The organism is Bacteroides ilei, from assembly GCF_900128495.1.
In the GTDB taxonomy this organism is placed as follows: domain Bacteria; phylum Bacteroidota; class Bacteroidia; order Bacteroidales; family Bacteroidaceae; genus Phocaeicola; species Phocaeicola ilei.
This window is the reverse complement of the sequence record NZ_LT635801.1, coordinates 1,024,451-1,041,834: the sequence shown is the minus strand read 5'-3', so window position 1 is coordinate 1,041,834 and position 17,384 is coordinate 1,024,451. Positions and strand designations below refer to the sequence as shown.

General features: G+C 40.5%; 13 protein-coding genes and 1 CRISPR repeat array. Of the genes, 10 read left to right on the top strand and 3 right to left on the bottom strand.

The annotated features are described in order from the left end of the window. Both BQ7489_RS04370 and BQ7489_RS04365 read right to left on the bottom strand, forming a co-directional pair. Window positions 1–1,908 carry an NADH-ubiquinone oxidoreductase-F iron-sulfur binding region domain-containing protein gene (locus BQ7489_RS04370; RefSeq protein ID WP_072530090.1) on the bottom strand — a complete coding sequence of 636 codons (1,908 nt, stop codon included), beginning with the start codon at window positions 1,906–1,908 and terminating at the stop codon, window positions 1–3. Window positions 1,909–1,974: 66 nt separating this feature from the next. Next, window positions 1,975–3,351, bottom strand: coding sequence for an MATE family efflux transporter (locus BQ7489_RS04365; protein ID WP_072530089.1), 1,377 nt, complete (start codon window positions 3,349–3,351; stop codon window positions 1,975–1,977). Window positions 3,352–3,578: 227 nt separating this feature from the next. On the opposite strand from BQ7489_RS04365, the gene cas6 reads away from it, so the two are divergent. The 10 genes from cas6 to BQ7489_RS04320 all read left to right on the top strand — a co-directional run bounded on the left by cas6 (window position 3,579) and on the right by BQ7489_RS04320 (window position 16,333). Next, a complete protein-coding gene (gene cas6, locus BQ7489_RS04360) occupies window positions 3,579–4,244 on the top strand; it encodes a CRISPR-associated endoribonuclease Cas6 (RefSeq protein ID WP_072530088.1) in 666 nt (221 codons plus the stop codon). A 23-nt stretch (window positions 4,245–4,267) separates the two neighbouring features. Further along, a complete protein-coding gene (locus BQ7489_RS04355; RefSeq protein WP_083580454.1) occupies window positions 4,268–4,819 on the top strand; it encodes a hypothetical protein in 552 nt (183 codons plus the stop codon). Further along, entirely contained in the window at window positions 4,782–6,962 is a 2,181-nt protein-coding gene (cas3, locus tag BQ7489_RS04350; protein ID WP_239496919.1) for a CRISPR-associated helicase Cas3', read from the top strand. The genes BQ7489_RS04355 and cas3 overlap by 38 nt, the downstream gene beginning before the upstream one ends. A gap of 4 nt (window positions 6,963–6,966) precedes the next feature. Continuing rightward, window positions 6,967–8,265 (top strand): hypothetical protein, encoded by a 1,299-nt coding sequence (locus BQ7489_RS04345; protein ID WP_072530086.1) that lies wholly within the window; start codon window positions 6,967–6,969, stop codon window positions 8,263–8,265. Window positions 8,266–8,267: 2 nt separating this feature from the next. Then, window positions 8,268–9,368 (top strand): CRISPR-associated protein Cas7, encoded by a 1,101-nt coding sequence (locus BQ7489_RS04340; RefSeq protein ID WP_072530085.1) that lies wholly within the window; start codon window positions 8,268–8,270, stop codon window positions 9,366–9,368. A 58-nt stretch (window positions 9,369–9,426) separates the two neighbouring features. Beyond that, window positions 9,427–9,939 (top strand): CRISPR-associated protein Cas4, encoded by a 513-nt coding sequence (gene cas4 / locus BQ7489_RS04335; protein WP_072530084.1) that lies wholly within the window; start codon window positions 9,427–9,429, stop codon window positions 9,937–9,939. Then, complete coding sequence (cas1b, locus tag BQ7489_RS04330) at window positions 9,936–10,955, top strand: type I-B CRISPR-associated endonuclease Cas1b (protein WP_072530083.1); 1,020 nt, start codon at window positions 9,936–9,938, stop codon at window positions 10,953–10,955. Before cas4 ends, cas1b begins: the two co-directional genes overlap by 4 nt. A gap of 16 nt (window positions 10,956–10,971) precedes the next feature. Next, on the top strand, window positions 10,972–11,235 hold the full coding sequence (gene cas2, locus BQ7489_RS04325; protein ID WP_072530082.1) for a CRISPR-associated endonuclease Cas2: 264 nt from the start codon (window positions 10,972–10,974) through the stop codon (window positions 11,233–11,235). Window positions 11,236–11,452: 217 nt separating this feature from the next. Next, window positions 11,453–14,273: a CRISPR direct-repeat array (repeat unit 29 nt; unit sequence GTTTTAATCGTACCTTATGGAATTGAAAC). A gap of 91 nt (window positions 14,274–14,364) precedes the next feature. Then, window positions 14,365–14,550, top strand: coding sequence for a hypothetical protein (locus BQ7489_RS17545; RefSeq protein ID WP_162617774.1), 186 nt, complete (start codon window positions 14,365–14,367; stop codon window positions 14,548–14,550). 361 nt (window positions 14,551–14,911) lie between these two features. Then, window positions 14,912–16,333: a glycoside hydrolase family 28 protein gene (locus tag BQ7489_RS04320; protein ID WP_072532022.1), complete on the top strand. Its 1,422-nt coding sequence runs from the start codon at window positions 14,912–14,914 to the stop codon at window positions 16,331–16,333. 120 nt (window positions 16,334–16,453) lie between these two features. Here the strand turns inward: BQ7489_RS04320 and BQ7489_RS04315 are convergent, their stop codons facing one another. Beyond that, a complete protein-coding gene (locus tag BQ7489_RS04315) occupies window positions 16,454–16,999 on the bottom strand; it encodes an NUDIX domain-containing protein (RefSeq protein ID WP_072530081.1) in 546 nt (181 codons plus the stop codon). Window positions 17,000–17,384 lie beyond the last annotated feature (385 nt).

Sequence of the window (17,384 nt, the reverse complement as noted above, 5' to 3'; positions counted from 1 at the left end):
TCAGCAGATTACAATTGCGTCAAACTTACAGCGTGAAATACACATCCCGCAGCGGATGCACTTTTCCGGATGTATCACATGAGGTTTCCTCACCGTGCCCACAATGGCTCCGGCAGGACAGTTCTTCGCGCACAGTCCGCAGCCCATACACTTCATCGGGTTTACGGCATAGGTAAGCAGGGCCTTGCACTGCTTGGCCGGACACACCTTCCGGGTAACGTGCGCCACATATTCGTCGCGGAAATTCTCCAGCGTAGAAAGCACCGGGTTGGGCGAAGTCTGCCCCAGTCCGCACAGGGCCGTATCCTTGATGACCTTCCCCAGCGTTTCCAGCATCTTCAGGTCGTCCAGGTTTCCCTTCCCCTCCGTAATCCGGTTCAATATCTCCAGCAGGCGCTTGTTCCCGATACGGCACGGCGTACACTTGCCGCACGACTCCTCTACCGTAAAGTCGAGGTAGAACCGGGCCACCGACACCATACAGTCGTCTTCGTCCATCACGATCATGCCGCCCGAACCCATCATGGAGCCTGCCGCCAGCAGATTGTCGAAATCGATCGGGATATCCAGGTGCTTCTCCGTAAGGCAGCCTCCCGAGGGGCCTCCCGTCTGCACCGCCTTGAACTTCTTCCCGTTCTTGATTCCGCCGCCGATGTCGAATATCACCTCCCGCAGCGTAGTCCCCATAGGCACCTCTATCAGTCCCACGTTATTGATCTTCCCGGCCAGCGCGAACACCTTCGTACCCTTCGACCGTTCCGTACCGATGCCCGCAAACCATTCCGCCCCCCTGTTCAGGATGGCGGGCACATTGGCCAGCGTCTCCACGTTGTTCACATTCGTAGGCATCCCCCTGTAGCCCGCCTCCGCCGGATAAGGAGGCTTCAGGGTAGGCTCGCCGCGCTTCCCCTCCATGGAATGGATCAGCGCCGTCTCTTCACCGCACACGAAGGCTCCCGCCCCGTACCTGATGCTGATGTCGAAACTGAAGTCCGTACCCAGAATATGCTCACCCAGCAGCCCGTACTCCCTGGCCTGCGCTATGGCCACCCGCAGACGCCGGATAGCCAGCGGATATTCGGCACGGATATACACCAGCCCTTCCGAGGCCCCTATGGCATAACCGCACAGCGCCATGGCCTCCACAATGGAGTGAGGGTCGCCCTCCATGATGGAACGGTCCATCAACGCCCCGGGGTCGCCCTCGTCGGCATTGCACACCACATACTTCCGCCCGGCCCGCTGCCTGGCGGTCAGCTCCCACTTCAGTCCGGTGGGGAAACCTCCCCCTCCGCGTCCCCGCAGCCCGGAGCGTTTCACCACATCGATGACCTCCTCCGGCGAACCTTCCGTAAGCGCATGCGCCAGCGGCCTGTAACCGTCGCGTGCAATGTACTCCTCAATCCTTTCCGGATCAATGAACCCACAGTTACGCAGCGCAATGCGCATCTGCTTGCGGTAAAACTCGATGTGCTTCGAATCACTGACCGTATGTCCGGTACGCGGGTCGACATACAGCAGCCTCTCCACCCGCCTTCCTCCCATCACATGGACGCCGATAATCTCGTCCGCGTCATCGGGAGTGACATGCACATAAAACGTATTGTCGGGAATAACCTTAACGACAGGGCCCTTTTCACAGAACCCGAAACATCCCGTGGTGATGACCTCCACACGGGCGGAGATACCCTCCTTGCAGATTTTCTCTTCCAGCCGCTCCGCTATGAGTGCGCCCGACGAAGCCTTGCAGCCCGTCCCGCCGCACACCAGCAGCTGTATCTTTTCAGTTCCCACAGAAAGCCCGCAGCACGCCCCGCCTGCCAGCGTGTCGCTTCTTTCTCTCAGGTCCAACTCCTGCCCCGCCTTCCTGCGGAGCAATTCCAGATCGGAGACAGTGATACTTTTCATAGGTAACAGAGATAAATTGTATCTTTCACTAAAGATACAAAAAATATTCGGAAAAAGCAATACCGATCACCCTATCCGTACCGGTTTTTTCCGTACTGCCATCCAGTAGGCCGTGACCACCAGAATACCCGTCACAATCCATGATACCGGATAGACCGTCATCAGCACATCATATCCGCGCCATACGGACGATACCCCGTATACCCACACGATACGCAACAGGCAGGTACCGAACACCGTAAGCAAGGCGGGAGTAAGCGATTTCCCCATTCCCCGCATGGAAGAACCCGCAATCTCGTAGCTGCAGGCAATGAACTGCAAGGCCAGCACAATGTGCATACGGATAGCACCGTAATGGTGTACCATCGGCATACTGGAAAAGAAACCCAGGAAGAAATCGGCCTCCAGGGCAAACAGCCAGTTGAAAAACGCGCTGAAAGCCAGGCTGGCCCCCATACAGATCCAGAATATACGGTGCACACGGTCCATCTTTCCCGCCCCATAGTTCTGGGCAATGAAGCTGATGGCCGCCCCGTTGAAGCCCTGGATAATGAAATAACAGTAATATTCAAAGTTGACAGCCGCCGCCGAACCGGCTATCGCATCGGCCCCGTAACTGTTGATAGACGACTGCACCACCACATTCGAGATGGAGAAGATCATGCCCTGTATGCCGGCCGGCACCCCGATACGCAGCATACGGTTCAGTTCCACCCGGTGGATCTTCATCCGGTCGAAATGCAGCCGGAACGGTTCCTTCTCCTTGCGCAGCAACCGGATAATCAGGGTAGCGCTCACGGCGTTGGCTATTCCCGTGGCCACCGCCACACCGGCCACACCCATCTGGAAACAGATTACAAACAGCAGGTTGAGCAGCGTATTGACTATACCCGCCGCCACCAGTATATACAGCGGACGCCGCGTATCGCCCATGCTACGCAATATGGCGGCCCCGAAATTATACGCCATGATAAAAGGCATCCCCAGGAAATAGATGCGCAGGTAAACCACCGCCTCGTCCAGCACATCGGGAGGAGTACCCATCCAGTCCAGTATCGGACGGGCCGCCACCTGCCCCAGCACCAGCAAGAAGAATCCGCTGATAACAGACACCAGCTGCACCGTGTTGATGGCGTTACGTATGCTCCTGTCGTCATGCTGGCCTATGTGGTTGGAGATAATGGCACAGGCACCCATGGAAATACCCATGAACAGATTGATAAGCAGCCCTATGACCGGCGCGTTACTTCCTACAGCCGCAAGGGCCTCGCTTCCTACAAAGTGACCCACTACCGCCACATCAACCGAATTGAAAAGTTCCTGCAACAGACTGCTGGCCGCCAACGGCAGGGCAAACAGCAGGATTTTCCTGAACAACGGTCCGTTCAGCATATCTATCTCATTACTACCGGCACGTTTACTGCTCACATTGTTGTTATCCATCTCTTTACCTTTATCAAAATCGCGGCAAAGTTACAGCAAAAAAACATAACCTGTCTGCCCAAGGAACCGAAATAATCACCTTAATTTCAAAGATAAATTATCCAATATCCCGCTAATTATTATAAATATCAAGATTTTATTTTTCCTGATATAATGACAAAGTTTATAAAAAATAGCCTTGAATATCAAAAAAATTATATAATTTAGACATAAAAAAACTGAAACAAATGAGAATACATTTACGAACCACAGCAAATACTCAAATTGTACCTTTTAATTATCAACAAAAATTAGTCGGAACAATACATAAATGGTTAGGAAAAAACGAGCTGCATGATATCATGTCTTTGTATTCTTTTTCATGGCTACATAATGGTAAACAAATTGAAAAAGGATTCGATTTTCCGAATGGAGCATATTGGTTTATAAGCTTTTATGACAATAAAAAGCTTAAAGTAATAATCAATGAAATACGAAAATTCCCAGAAATATTCAATGGAATGAGTGTAACAGATATATCAATAGAAGAAACTCCAGATTTCAATTCTAAAGAAATTTTTTCTCTAGGCAGTCCCATTTTTCTTAAAAGATCCTTTCCTGGTAATCTAACAAATAAACATTACACTTTCGAAGATCCTGAATCAAACAATTTAATGAAAGAAACCTTACTTCATAAAATGCACATGGCTGGTTTACCAACTGATGAGACGCTTGAAATAGGTTTTGACTTAACGTATGAAAAGAAAAAAATCAAATACATCAATTACCATAATATAAGGAACAAAGCAAGTTTATGTCCGATCTATATAAAAGGAACTCCTGAAACAAAAGCCTTTGCTTGGAATGTCGGGATAGGGAACTCTACGGGTATTGGATTTGGATCAATATACTAACTTAAAAAAACAATCAATATATTATGTATTATATTGTCAAATATACAGGAAAGTTCGGTTTCATAAAACCTTGGACGGCAGTTCGTGACGGATTAACTTATAGCCAACAATTTTTGTCTCCATCAACATTAGAAGGTATAGAAAAAAGATTATTTCCCGAAACACTTTCTCAGAATGGTGTAATCAGTAAAATAAAACGTTATCGATTATCTTACTCATCCATTGATGTACAGCAAGAACAAACTCAAACAAGAGGATTCAACGGTAAAAAAAAGACACGAGACAAATCTGTTTTGAAACGAGGCATTATGGTTGATCCCATATTATATTTAGCGTTTAAAGATTACACTGACGCTTTACAAGCGAGTAAATTACATATTTGCTTGTGCCGCAACGAAGATATTTTACTTCCAGATTCTTTGATAAAAGAAATGGATGAAGATAGTTTCAATTCTATAAAAGGGTTTGAATTAAGATTTGGAAAGTCCGATAAATCATTTATGGTTGGATATAACAGATTCGATAATTCCCCTATGTATGGATGGCTGGAAATCGATGGACAATCTATCTTATAAATCAATGAATGAAAAATACGATTATATATTAGCAAAACACGAAGACGATGGTTCAATGCCATTATTAACCCATCTATATTGGGTTTCAATATCCGCCGAAGCTATAGCAAGTAATATGGGCCTTGATACCTCTATTGCAAAAAAAGGTGCAATATTACATGATATAGGTAAAGCTAGTTCTGTCTTTCAAAAGACACTTAAACATGGTTATATACGTCCTTATAATTTTATATTCAGACATGAAATAGCATCTCTATTCTTCCTTTCGCTTTTAAATAATGAGAAAGAAAAGAATATAGCAATAGAAATGATTGCGGCTCATCACAAATCTATCTATAATGATGTCCATGAACTGGGAATATTGGATTTAGAAGATTTAGAAGACAGTTTTGGAATTCATTCCAAAGACTTTGATTTATGGGTTCTTGATGCTTTAGGCATATTGTCTTTGTTGGGGTTTACCGTTCATGAAATAACGTTAGATGAGGCAGAAGACAATTATAATTATGCAGTTTCTTATTGTGAAAAAGTTGGTTTAGGATTCTCTGTGTGGAAAGGGGTGCTGATGGGAGCTGATCATTTGGCATCAGCTTTAGGCAATAAGACTCAGGAAGAAATTAGTAAATTGTTTATTTTACCTGATTTATCATTCTATTGCAGACAAAATAGTTTGTATCCTTTGTCTTTGTACAAAGCAAATGATTCACGTAAACATACCCTCGTTACCGCACCGACAGGCGCTGGCAAAACGGATTTTTTATTGAGAAGATGCACCGGACGAGTCTTTTATACTTTGCCTTTTCAAGCATCTATAAATGCTATGTATGATCGTTTGAAATCAGATTTAAAAAATACTAATGCTCAAATCTGTCTTTTGCATGCAGCTTCTAATCTAAAATTGGAAGAAGGGAAGTGGGAAGAACGTATTATGCAAAGGCACATAGGAGCTTCCATTAAAGTGATTACTCCTCATCAGATGGCTTCTATTATCTATGGTGTAAAGGGATATGAAGCAATGTTGGTAGATTTGTATGGATGTGATGTTATACTAGATGAGATACATACTTATTCCAGTGAAATACAGGCTATCGTTTTGCGAATCATTGAAATTTTGGTCAGTATTGGATGTAAGATACACGTAGGGACAGCCACAATGCCTCGGATTTTGTATAATCGAATATTGGAGATACTTGGTGGTGCATCAAATGTTTATGAAGTTTTTCTTTCTCCTGATGAATTAGATGGATTCAACAGACATGAAATCTATAAAATAAAAAAATTCGAAGAGGTTCGCTCAGTAATTGGAAGGGCTCTTTCTGAGAATCAAAAGATACTTGTGGTATGCAATCAGGTGAAAAGGGCACAAACTATTTATTTGTCTCTTCAGGAAGATTATCCAAATGTTCCTATCATGTTAATTCATAGTCATTTCAGAAGGGTAGACAGACAGCGTTTAGAGGAAAGTTTAACAAATCATTATAATGTCAGGAGTGAGGCTTGTATAGTAGTCTCGACTCAAGTTGTTGAAGTTAGTCTTGATATTAGTTTTGATATGATGATAACGGAATGTGCTCCAATTGATGCGTTAATTCAGCGATTTGGACGTGTGAATAGAAAACGTACTCGTGAAACGATAGGACATTATAAACCGATTTATGTAATAGTACCTTATGGGGGGACTGATGCACTGCCATACGATGAGGATGTTCTTCGGAGAAGTTATGATGTTTTACCCAATGGTGCAGTTTTAGAAGAAAATAAAGTTCAGCAGATGTTGGATAAAGTCTATCCAGATACCCGTTTTATGAATATTGATTATTCAGGTGTTATTTTCAAAGATAATCAATGGATACTTAAAAAATTGTGTCATTGTGCCAAATCCGCTTTATTGGAAGCACTGAATATCAATTCTGTTTCTTGCATCTTGGAATCGGATGTAGAATTGTATAAAGAGGGAGATAGTAATGAACGAACTAAAATGGAAATACCTATGAGTTTTAAATCTGTTGGATTTAATCATCTACAAGTAATTAAAATGGGAACGTATCCATTTGTAGTACCGGATAAAAGTTATACAGAAAGTCTGGGGTTGGATTTAGCTTATGCTAAACCAGAATTCTATAAACAATTTGAAATTATGTAAATGTATGGTAACATCTGTAATTGGTAAAATATTTTTAGATGCATATAATGCGAGATATGGTACCTCGTATAGTGCGGAACAGTTTTTCTTGGAAGTCTTTTATCCATTGTTTTTTAATAGTAATAAATATCTGTATTGGGTACAGAATTCTCCCTTTGTCCAAATGAAAAAGGGGCAAAAGGTTGAGAAACTAACACCTGATGAAAGAAAAGAAAAGCTGGATAATTTCATTGAAAAAATAAATAGCGGAGTTTCAGATGCAAGTATTGCCATTGGTTATCCTGCTTCTGAAGAGAAAGAATATGCAACGACTTCTGGACAGGTTTCTAATTTGGCTTTCCCTATATTTAAGGACGACGTATATTTTTCGTGGTTTGGTTCTGCACTAGGAATTGGAGTCCAAGGAGGATTATCTATATTATTTTATAATGTCGACATTCTTTTAAATGTATATGAAGGATGGAAATGGTATAGAAAGTCCATAGACAATATAGATAAATTTCCTGGAAATAAAATATTGACTTGGAATGGGCAATGGTTAGCCCATAGATATAGCCGTATTTTTAATGACCGGGATTGTTTGTCTGATTTTAATCCTTATACGATAAAGAATAATGAAATTTCCATTGATACAATCTCATGGACTAAAATTTTAATTGGAATAGCTCAAAAATGTCCTAATAAACAGATAATAGGATATGTATATAGCTATGGTCAAACTAACACAACTATAGGCTTTATACCTTTCGATTTATCTCAGATTTCACGTCCTATTCAATTATATAAAAAATTTTTTGGTATGAATTCTGGGCATGAGGCTGATAAATTATGGGGAACAGCTATGGGGTTTAATAAAGCGTGTCAAGCAGGTGTTATCGGTCTTCGTGCGATGGAACCCAAAGGGTTAAGAGATTATATAGAAAATGGTAAAATGCCCAAATTATCAAATAAAGAAGAACAAATAATAAGTTTTAATGTATATCAAAGTTGGATTATGGCAATGTTAAACAATCAAGATTTATGGGATAAAGCTCAAGAGTTTGCATCTGAGCTTTATAAATACAGTTCGAGTGGTAACAGAGCTAAGACTGTAAATGTAAACAAAGTAAAGATGGTGTTGGAGGCAAATAACAAGATGAATTTTATGAAGGGTATGGCTGATATTGTTGACGATGTAGAGAATGTAGAAAAAATGAAAGAAATGGCTTCTATCGTTAATGCTATGCCTTCTGATAATGTTCCTTATTTTCTAACTTTAATCAGATTTCATTACGCAATATTTACTAATACAAAAAAGAAATAATTATGAATCCTTACATTTATTTACGCGCATTAAAGCATGCAGAACATACAGTTTTTTGTGTTGAAGATGGTCAAAAAACTTATTTTGATACCCAATTTGGAAGGCTTTTAGCTTTTTCTAGCGGCCAACAGATTAAAAGATCTGTACTTCAATCACTTACGGATAGCTTAAATGTTCCAGTAGCCCCTATTACCTTTAATTACAATATTACTACGAATAAAGAACTGGAAAATAAGGAACCTTGGTCACCATGTGATCCTACCTATATCGATCAACTTTTAGGAGGATGGATGAGAGCAAAGACTACTTCTGGAAAAAGCAAGGAAAAAGAATCAGAACAAGCAAAGGAAAATAGCGTTCTGAAACGCAGAAGCCCTTTGTCAATATCTGCCATGAGACCTTTGCATCCTTTATTAGCTGGAATTGAAAAAGAAAATATTACCTTTGATAGAAGCGATAGACCAGATTATCATCCTGTAAAAGTTCGAATGGCCGGGTCTGATAGAGTATTGACGGAAGAAGAAATAGAAAATTTCTTGAATGAAAACAATCGTTCTTTATCCCGTAGAACTTGGATTCCAGATAATAAAAGAACAACTGGACTCTTTGTTTATGATATTGCTATTGACTTACGTACTTTGTTTTGTGTCTCTACAAATCAGCATGAGCCAGAGATAACAAAAGAAATGATCAGCTCTTTAAAAGAAAAAGGTTGGGTAGAAAGTCAGAATGTTTTTGGGCATTGTTTGGTTCTACCCAAAGAGGAACGTGAGAAAGTTATTCCAGCATTGGCAGATGCATTGCTCAACTGGAGAATCACTTCTAATCAAGCCCGTACATTCAGTTTGATGGAAACATTGGCTGTAGCCATAAGTGATAATGCCAACACGATAGCTTCTGCTATTCGGGCGAAATTGATTGACGATGGTGAAAAACCTAAAGCTAAACCGATTGTGGATGAAAATGCTGGAGCTGAATTGTACGTTACTTTACCTTGTGCTAGCTATATATTAACAGAATCGGAATCAGTCGATGCTTTGGAGAATGCTAAAAAATCCCTTGTGAATAGAATGATGTCATTTGATTATGAGCATCAATTATAATAACTAAATACATGTACCAATGACCTCTCAAAAAGTTATTGGTACATTTTGATTTTACATGCAAATTATAGGCACACACTTCAACTACTACCAAGTATGCAAACGCAAGTTATGGCTGTTTGCCAACGGTATTAATTTCGAACATACGTCCGATCTGGTGTTCGAGGGAAAGCTTATTCACGAAGAAAGTTACCCGCAACGTGCAGCCAGGTATGAAGAGATAGAACTGGATGGCATCAAGGTTGATTTCTACGATGCCAAGAACAAAATTATCCATGAAATCAAAAAATCGAATAAAGTGGAAATCGCACATGAATGGCAACTGAAATATTATCTTTATGTATTCGGACAGAACGGAATAAAAGATGTGACCGGCATACTGGAATACCCTACTCTCCGTCGGACACAAAAAGTTATACTAAGCGATTTGGACACATCAGAAATCGAACGTATGAAAGCAGACATCGCCCGAATCATTTCCGATGATACGTGTCCGCCCCTGCAGAAAAAAAGTATCTGTAAAAACTGCAGTTATTATGAATTTTGTTATAGTCGGGAGGAAGAAGAATGAAAAAGACATTTTACCTGTTCAACCCGGGAATACTGGAACGTAAGGACAATACCCTAAAGTTCACGCCTGTAGCATCTGAAGATGGAGAATCCCCGTCTCCGGATGCCCAATCACGTTACCTACCGGTAGAAGACATCAGCGAATTTTATGTTTTCGGAAGTCTACGGGCCAATAGTGCCTTATTTAATTTTCTTGGACAAAAAGATATAGCGGTACACTTCTTCGATTATTATGAAAACTACACCGGTTCGTTCATGCCCCGTGACTCGCTGCTGTCCGGAAAAATGCTGTTGGCACAAACCACTCACTATCAAGACAAGAAGAAACGACTGGTCATTGCCCGAAAATTCATTGAAGGAGCGGCCTATAATATGGTAAAGAACCTGAAATACTATGACCGTCGTGGCAAGGATATGATAGATATCATCTCCCCCATCGAACAACTTGGTACTAAAATCAAAAATACTACAAGTGTGGAAGAACTGATGGGAATAGAAGGGCAAATCCGGCAATATTATTATGAAGCTTTCAACCTAATAATCAATAATTTCGAGATGGGAAACCGGTCCAAGCAGCCTCCCCTTAACGAGGTAAATGCTCTAATTTCATTCGGCAACATGATATGCTATACTTTATGTCTACGAGCTATCCATCAGACACAATTGAATCCGACTATCAGCTACCTGCATAAACCAGGAGAGCGCCGGTATTCACTTGCTTTAGACATTGCTGAAATTTTCAAACCCATCATTGTAGACCGTGTAGTCTTTAAAGTTCTCAACAAAAAAGAAATTCAGGCCAAACATTTTGACCGAAAACTGAACAGATGCCTACTGAATACTTCCGGTAAAAAGATTTTCATCAAATCAATGGAAGACCGACTCCAAGAAACCATTCAGCATCGTTCTCTGAAACGCTCAGTCAGCTACCGGCACTTGATAAAACTGGAATGTTACAAGCTGGCTAAACATCTTCTTGCGATGGAAGAGTATAAACCATTTAAAATGTATTGGTAAAAATAGGAAACAATATATGTATGTAATTCTAGTATATGATTTTGGAGAGAAACGGGTAAATAAAATGCTCAAACTCTGTCGGAAATATCTGAACTGGATACAGAATTCTGTATTCGAAGGAGAAATTTCCGAAGCGAGACTAAAAGAATTGCTAATGCAAAGTGATAAATTTATGAAAAAAAATGAAGATAGTATCATTATCTTCAGCGGTCATACCCAAAAAGCCCTTGACAAACAGATTATCGGAAAAGAGCGAAGTAGGATTGATATTTTCCTTTAACTTTATTGTCGATGAAATATCTAAATATTCATCTATATTAGCATTTCTACATCAAAAGATCTTTGACTTATTGAAACACAATAACTTATTGAAGTTGTCGATTGCCGGTACTTCTTTTATCACTGGCAATCGACACTTTTAATTCAATTTTTTCCCTATCTTTGTAAACACATAAATAGTTAAAAATCAAATATATTATTATCCCTATTTTATAGGGGTTTTAATCGTACCTTATGGAATTGAAACGATATCAATTCTATCAATAACCGGTTCACTCTGGGTTTTAATCGTACCTTATGGAATTGAAACATGACTACCAATACGCAAAGGGAGATTGATGTAACGGTTTTAATCGTACCTTATGGAATTGAAACATAGAAAAAGAATTGAATTGAGATGTGATTTATTCGTTTTAATCGTACCTTATGGAATTGAAACTGGTAATGACGAACTTGAACTTGTCGGATATATACTGTTTTAATCGTACCTTATGGAATTGAAACTGAAAATACTTTAACAGTTGATTTTGCAGCCATTAATGTTTTAATCGTACCTTATGGAATTGAAACTCTATTTTCTTTTCTTCAAACTGCTTGCTCGGTTTGTTTTAATCGTACCTTATGGAATTGAAACGTGGCTAGCAGTAGGTCAGATGGTTGAAGTGGATTATGTTTTAATCGTACCTTATGGAATTGAAACGCGTGCCGCCAGCCGGGCTCCGGTGCGTGCTCCCCCGGTTTTAATCGTACCTTATGGAATTGAAACTTTGCTATCTGGAATGAAGCTGCCTGCCCTTCTTGTTTTAATCGTACCTTATGGAATTGAAACGTGGTTGTTCAACAGATCTGAAGTTTTCTGCTGAGTTTTAATCGTACCTTATGGAATTGAAACCGAAGCTATACGCAGGCAGTTCAACGCACCAAGATGAGTTTTAATCGTACCTTATGGAATTGAAACAAGATGAGGCGTTTCAAGATCAACCGGGAAAAGGTGGTTTTAATCGTACCTTATGGAATTGAAACGTACGTTTATGACCAGTTTCAGTATATCCTTCCAGTGTTTTAATCGTACCTTATGGAATTGAAACAGGAAATAATTTGATTCACCTTCCGGGTCTCTCAATGTTTTAATCGTACCTTATGGAATTGAAACATTCACATTTGTAAATTGCGTCACGCACTGAATCCGGGTTTTAATCGTACCTTATGGAATTGAAACGCAAATTGTTGTTGTCGGTGACGGTCAGTTTACCGGGTTTTAATCGTACCTTATGGAATTGAAACAACGGTAAATACACGTTTGAACAACGGTGTTTCTGTTTTAATCGTACCTTATGGAATTGAAACACTTTACAAATGGAAACGCAAAGGTGGCTTTTCGGTGTTTTAATCGTACCTTATGGAATTGAAACTGAACCGGTATGCCTTGAAGTTATCCAGGTACCGCTGTTTTAATCGTACCTTATGGAATTGAAACGTAGACATGTTCAGTATATCCATTCCCTCTGCCTTGTTTTAATCGTACCTTATGGAATTGAAACAAGGTGCAAATAATATTCGAGCGGTGCAACACCGGGTTTTAATCGTACCTTATGGAATTGAAACAGGGGGAGGGTATTAACTATAAAGCCCGCTCCCTTTGTTTTAATCGTACCTTATGGAATTGAAACGGGACTACAGTAGATTTGTCATCAACAACTCTATATAGTTTTAATCGTACCTTATGGAATTGAAACTTATGATATACTAATAGTATTACAACCGCTCTCGGTTTTAATCGTACCTTATGGAATTGAAACTAAAGCAAATGTAATAAAGTTGGAGACTAAAGAAGGTTTTAATCGTACCTTATGGAATTGAAACCCTCCACCCGGCTGGCGCCCCCCTTCGTTTCGCTCCGTTTTAATCGTACCTTATGGAATTGAAACTGAAAATGAACTGGAAGGATATACTGAAACTGGTCATAGTTTTAATCGTACCTTATGGAATTGAAACGCAGTAAGATTACCTCCATATCCTTCGGCTCCGAAAAGTTTTAATCGTACCTTATGGAATTGAAACTGTCGGAAGATGGCGGTAAGAAGAACGATGATGAGTTTTAATCGTACCTTATGGAATTGAAACATGCATATCTATTGATATATAAGGGGTGATCGTTTCTGTTTTAATCGTACCTTATGGAATTGAAACACTGATATACGGTAAATAAGGAATGATAGTAATGCAGTTTTAATCGTACCTTATGGAATTGAAACTTTGTATAATCAATGCGTATCAATAGCACAATTATCGTTTTAATCGTACCTTATGGAATTGAAACAATCTGCTGCAAGCACATTTCTTGAAAATCAGTCAGAGTTTTAATCGTACCTTATGGAATTGAAACACAGGATTGATTGCGGACGCAGAAGCTGTTGTTGCACAGTTTTAATCGTACCTTATGGAATTGAAACATTTCGTCAGTTTATCGTCTCAAAATTTCACGATTGTTTTAATCGTACCTTATGGAATTGAAACTGGAGGAGGTAAGCACGTTCTTCAGCTCCGCGCTGTGTTTTAATCGTACCTTATGGAATTGAAACTAACCTTAGATTTATGCTCTGCTGTCTTGTTGTAACAGTTTTAATCGTACCTTATGGAATTGAAACAGGTAAACGAACAAAGGGATGAAACGGTGCAACAGAGTTTTAATCGTACCTTATGGAATTGAAACATGACATGTTGGAATATCTTGCTGAATATGGTACTTAGTTTTAATCGTACCTTATGGAATTGAAACTCGTAACTGAATTCAGATGTGGTTCCACCTTCCTGGGTTTTAATCGTACCTTATGGAATTGAAACATTGGTTCAGCAGCAGGAGCGGCAATAGGTGTTGTAGTTTTAATCGTACCTTATGGAATTGAAACAAGAAATACATACAATATGCAGAGGATGTATTAAGCGGTTTTAATCGTACCTTATGGAATTGAAACCCGATTGTCGGTTTTTCGTCATCATCTTCATCTGCGTTTTAATCGTACCTTATGGAATTGAAACTGTGGATATAAATGTAAGCATACTATTTTCCGCCTTGACGCACATTATTCACAACCCTACCTTTGCGCCGTAACCTTTAACAATAATGATTATGGCAAAAGAAAAAGTAAACTATCAGGAGGTATATGACCTCTACCAGTTTGTAGAATATCTTTTTCAGACACATACCCGAAGGTACATATCTTGTTTTGCTCTGTCCAGGATGCCGATTTCTTTACCTTATTACTATAAAGTATTGACGGTTCTTTCATTCAATCACAACCCCAAGGGGTCATGACCTTCTTGTACTACATCTTGTTTGTTTATCTAAAGTCTTTCAAAGATCCTGCTTCCTTTTCGAAAGCGGTTGCAAAATTACGGACTTTTTTTGAGACTTGCAAATATTTGCAAAAACTTTTTTCATAAATTTTATTCAAAATAATCATAACATACTTTATTTCAGAGAAATAGAAAAGTCGCTTCTCTCATTACGTTCAAAATGTGAATTCCATCATACACCTAAATATATTATATAGACTATCCATAACAAAATAAAAAAGAGGAAAAGACATACCCCTCATCACTTACAGAAAAATATTTGAAAATTCAATATCAACCGCTAAATTTGCGCCATCAAACATAAAAAAACAACTCTAATGATGAAAAAATTATCCGCTTTAGGAGTCTCTCTTCTGCTTTTCCTGTGCACAGAGATACAGGCAAAAGACTACACAACGTACTATCGGAATCTGCCTACACCCATGCCGTCAGTCAGTGCACCCGTATTTCCCGAAAATACAGTAAATCTGAAAGATTTCGGGGCTGTAGGTGACGGAATCACTCTCAACACCGAAGCTTTCAAAAAAGCCATCAGTTCATTGGAAAAACAAGGAGGTGGCCGTCTGGTTGTTCCTGCCGGTGTATGGATGACAGGACTCATCTCTCTGAAAGACAATATAGACCTGCATCTCGAAAAGAATGCCATCATTATGGCATCGCCTGAAAGAAGTCTCTTCATAAAAGAAAAGAACGGTAAAAAAGACAGCAAATGCACCCCACTGATCACAGCCAGCAAACGCAAGAACATCGCCATTACCGGTGAAGGAGTGATAGACGGAAACGGAGCCTACTGGCGACCGGTAAAACGTTCAAAAGTAAGCGATACCGAATGGAATGAATTCAAAGAAATGGGAGGAACCGAAACGGACGGAGGGAAACTCTGGTTCCCATTCAACCTGAAACATTACGGAAACATCGCTTCCACTCCGGAAGCACAGGAAAAGATGCGTACGCACCTGATCCGTCTTACCGACTGTCAGAATGTATTGGTGGAAGGAGTAACCATACAGAATTCACCTAAGTTCCACCTTATCCCGACACACTGCCAAAATGTAATTGTAGACGGAGTGACTATCCGATGCCCATGGAACGCCCAGAACGGTGATGCCCTTGACATCAGCTGCTGCAAGGACGTACTGATTATAAACAACACTATCGATGCCGGTGATGACGGTATCTGCATGAAAGGAGGGGTCGGGAACAACTCCCCCGAAGACGGCCCGTGCGAAAATATCCTGATTGAAAACAATGCTGTATTCCATGCTCACGGAGGCTTTGTCATCGGTTCGGAATTCTCCAACGGAATGAAAAATATTGTGGTACGTAACAACCGTTTCAGCGGAACTGATACAGGACTGCGTTTCAAAAGTGGAATAGGACGCGGAGGAAAGACAGAAAATATCTATATCAGTAACATCTACATGACCGACATCAAGGATGAAGCCATCATCTTCGAATGTAGCTATATTGATAAAAAATACAGTGTAAAAGAAGACGGACAAAAGTCGGCAGTAATCAAAGACGCTCCTTTCGCTCCTGAATTTACCGATATCCACATATCGGATGTAATATGCCGAGGGGCAAAAACTGCGATATCGGCTCACGGACTTCCAGGACTGGACTGCGTACACGGCATAACCATCGATAACAGTACTTTCTTCTATACAGAAAAAGATATCGATACCGACGAAACAGCAGACTTAAAGATTTCCGGAACAAAATTTGTCACTTTCGACAAATAAAGAAATAATCCATACAACAAATGCGGACAACCATTAAAAAGGATGTCCGCATTTGCTGTATCCATAGAGCCGTACTTCCATTATCCGGACACATGGTTATTCCGGAAACATTCATCCATATTATTTACTTTCCGTCACATAAGCCTGAAGCAGCCTGCACAGAGACTGAAGTTCGTCGACCGAAAAAATGTCCAGCAATCTTGTAAATCCCGAAAGCCTGAAACGGAGCAACTCATACAGGCGCAACAGAGCCGCACGGAGAATCCGGTCATGGTCGAAAGCAAGTGTCGGAATCTCATTTACAGCAAACCAACGTGCCTGTGCAGCATCGTCACCTCCTTTCACATCTTCCATCCGGACTAAAGCATAATAAGCAATGGAAATCACCCGTCCGCGCGGGTCGCGTTCCACTTCTGTAAACGTATGTAGCTGTTCTACATAAACTGTCTGCAAGCCTGTCTCTTCTTCCAGTTCCCGGCGGGCACCTTCACCGGCATCTTCATCCATATTCAGGAAACCTCCCGGAAACGCCCAATGTCCCTTATAAGGCTCACGTCCACGTTCTACCAGCAAAACCTGTAACTTATTTCCGTCGAAAGCGAAAATCACACAGTCGGTCGTCACTGCCGGCCGTGGATATTTATAACAATATTTCTGTTCTTCCATACTCTCCTTCCAATTATTCCGGCACTAAAATAAAATTTACATACCACAAGAACAAACTTTCTAACCTGTTTTTTCCCAATCCCGTTACCTGCTACCAGAAATCTCCTTCAGAAGCATCTGTAGACCGGATTTATTTACTCCCCAAAAAAGAACTTCATATTTTCATAAAAGATCAAGTTCTTTTATCAAGAAGATGAAAATCTTTCCACTCATTCTTCAAGTTCTTTCCCGGCACTCTCCAGGAAGATTTCCAGGCATGACCTACAAAATTTTATCCAGTTAAATATATTTACATATTATATTTATATACACTCAACCGGAAGGCTAAAGCCTTTTAAGTTTTTTCGCTCAGAATATAAAAAACGGATATACCACATATCAAAAT

Coding starts and splice junctions, on each gene's coding strand:
- BQ7489_RS04320 (WP_072532022.1), top strand. CDS start 14,912: ATGAAAAAATTATCCGCTTTAGGAGTCTCTCTTCTGCTTTTCCTGTGC.
- BQ7489_RS04340 (WP_072530085.1), top strand. CDS start 8,268: ATGAATCCTTACATTTATTTACGCGCATTAAAGCATGCAGAACATACA.
- cas2 (WP_072530082.1), top strand. CDS start 10,972: ATGTATGTAATTCTAGTATATGATTTTGGAGAGAAACGGGTAAATAAA.
- BQ7489_RS04345 (WP_072530086.1), top strand. CDS start 6,967: ATGGTAACATCTGTAATTGGTAAAATATTTTTAGATGCATATAATGCG.
- cas6 (WP_072530088.1), top strand. CDS start 3,579: ATGAGAATACATTTACGAACCACAGCAAATACTCAAATTGTACCTTTT.
- BQ7489_RS04355 (WP_083580454.1), top strand. CDS start 4,268: ATGTATTATATTGTCAAATATACAGGAAAGTTCGGTTTCATAAAACCT.
- BQ7489_RS04315 (WP_072530081.1), bottom strand. CDS start 16,999: ATGGAAGAACAGAAATATTGTTATAAATATCCACGGCCGGCAGTGACG.
- BQ7489_RS17545 (WP_162617774.1), top strand. CDS start 14,365: ATGGCAAAAGAAAAAGTAAACTATCAGGAGGTATATGACCTCTACCAG.
- cas3 (WP_239496919.1), top strand. CDS start 4,782: ATGGATGGCTGGAAATCGATGGACAATCTATCTTATAAATCAATGAAT.
- cas4 (WP_072530084.1), top strand. CDS start 9,427: ATGCAAATTATAGGCACACACTTCAACTACTACCAAGTATGCAAACGC.
- cas1b (WP_072530083.1), top strand. CDS start 9,936: ATGAAAAAGACATTTTACCTGTTCAACCCGGGAATACTGGAACGTAAG.
- BQ7489_RS04365 (WP_072530089.1), bottom strand. CDS start 3,351: ATGGATAACAACAATGTGAGCAGTAAACGTGCCGGTAGTAATGAGATA.
- BQ7489_RS04370 (WP_072530090.1), bottom strand. CDS start 1,908: ATGAAAAGTATCACTGTCTCCGATCTGGAATTGCTCCGCAGGAAGGCG.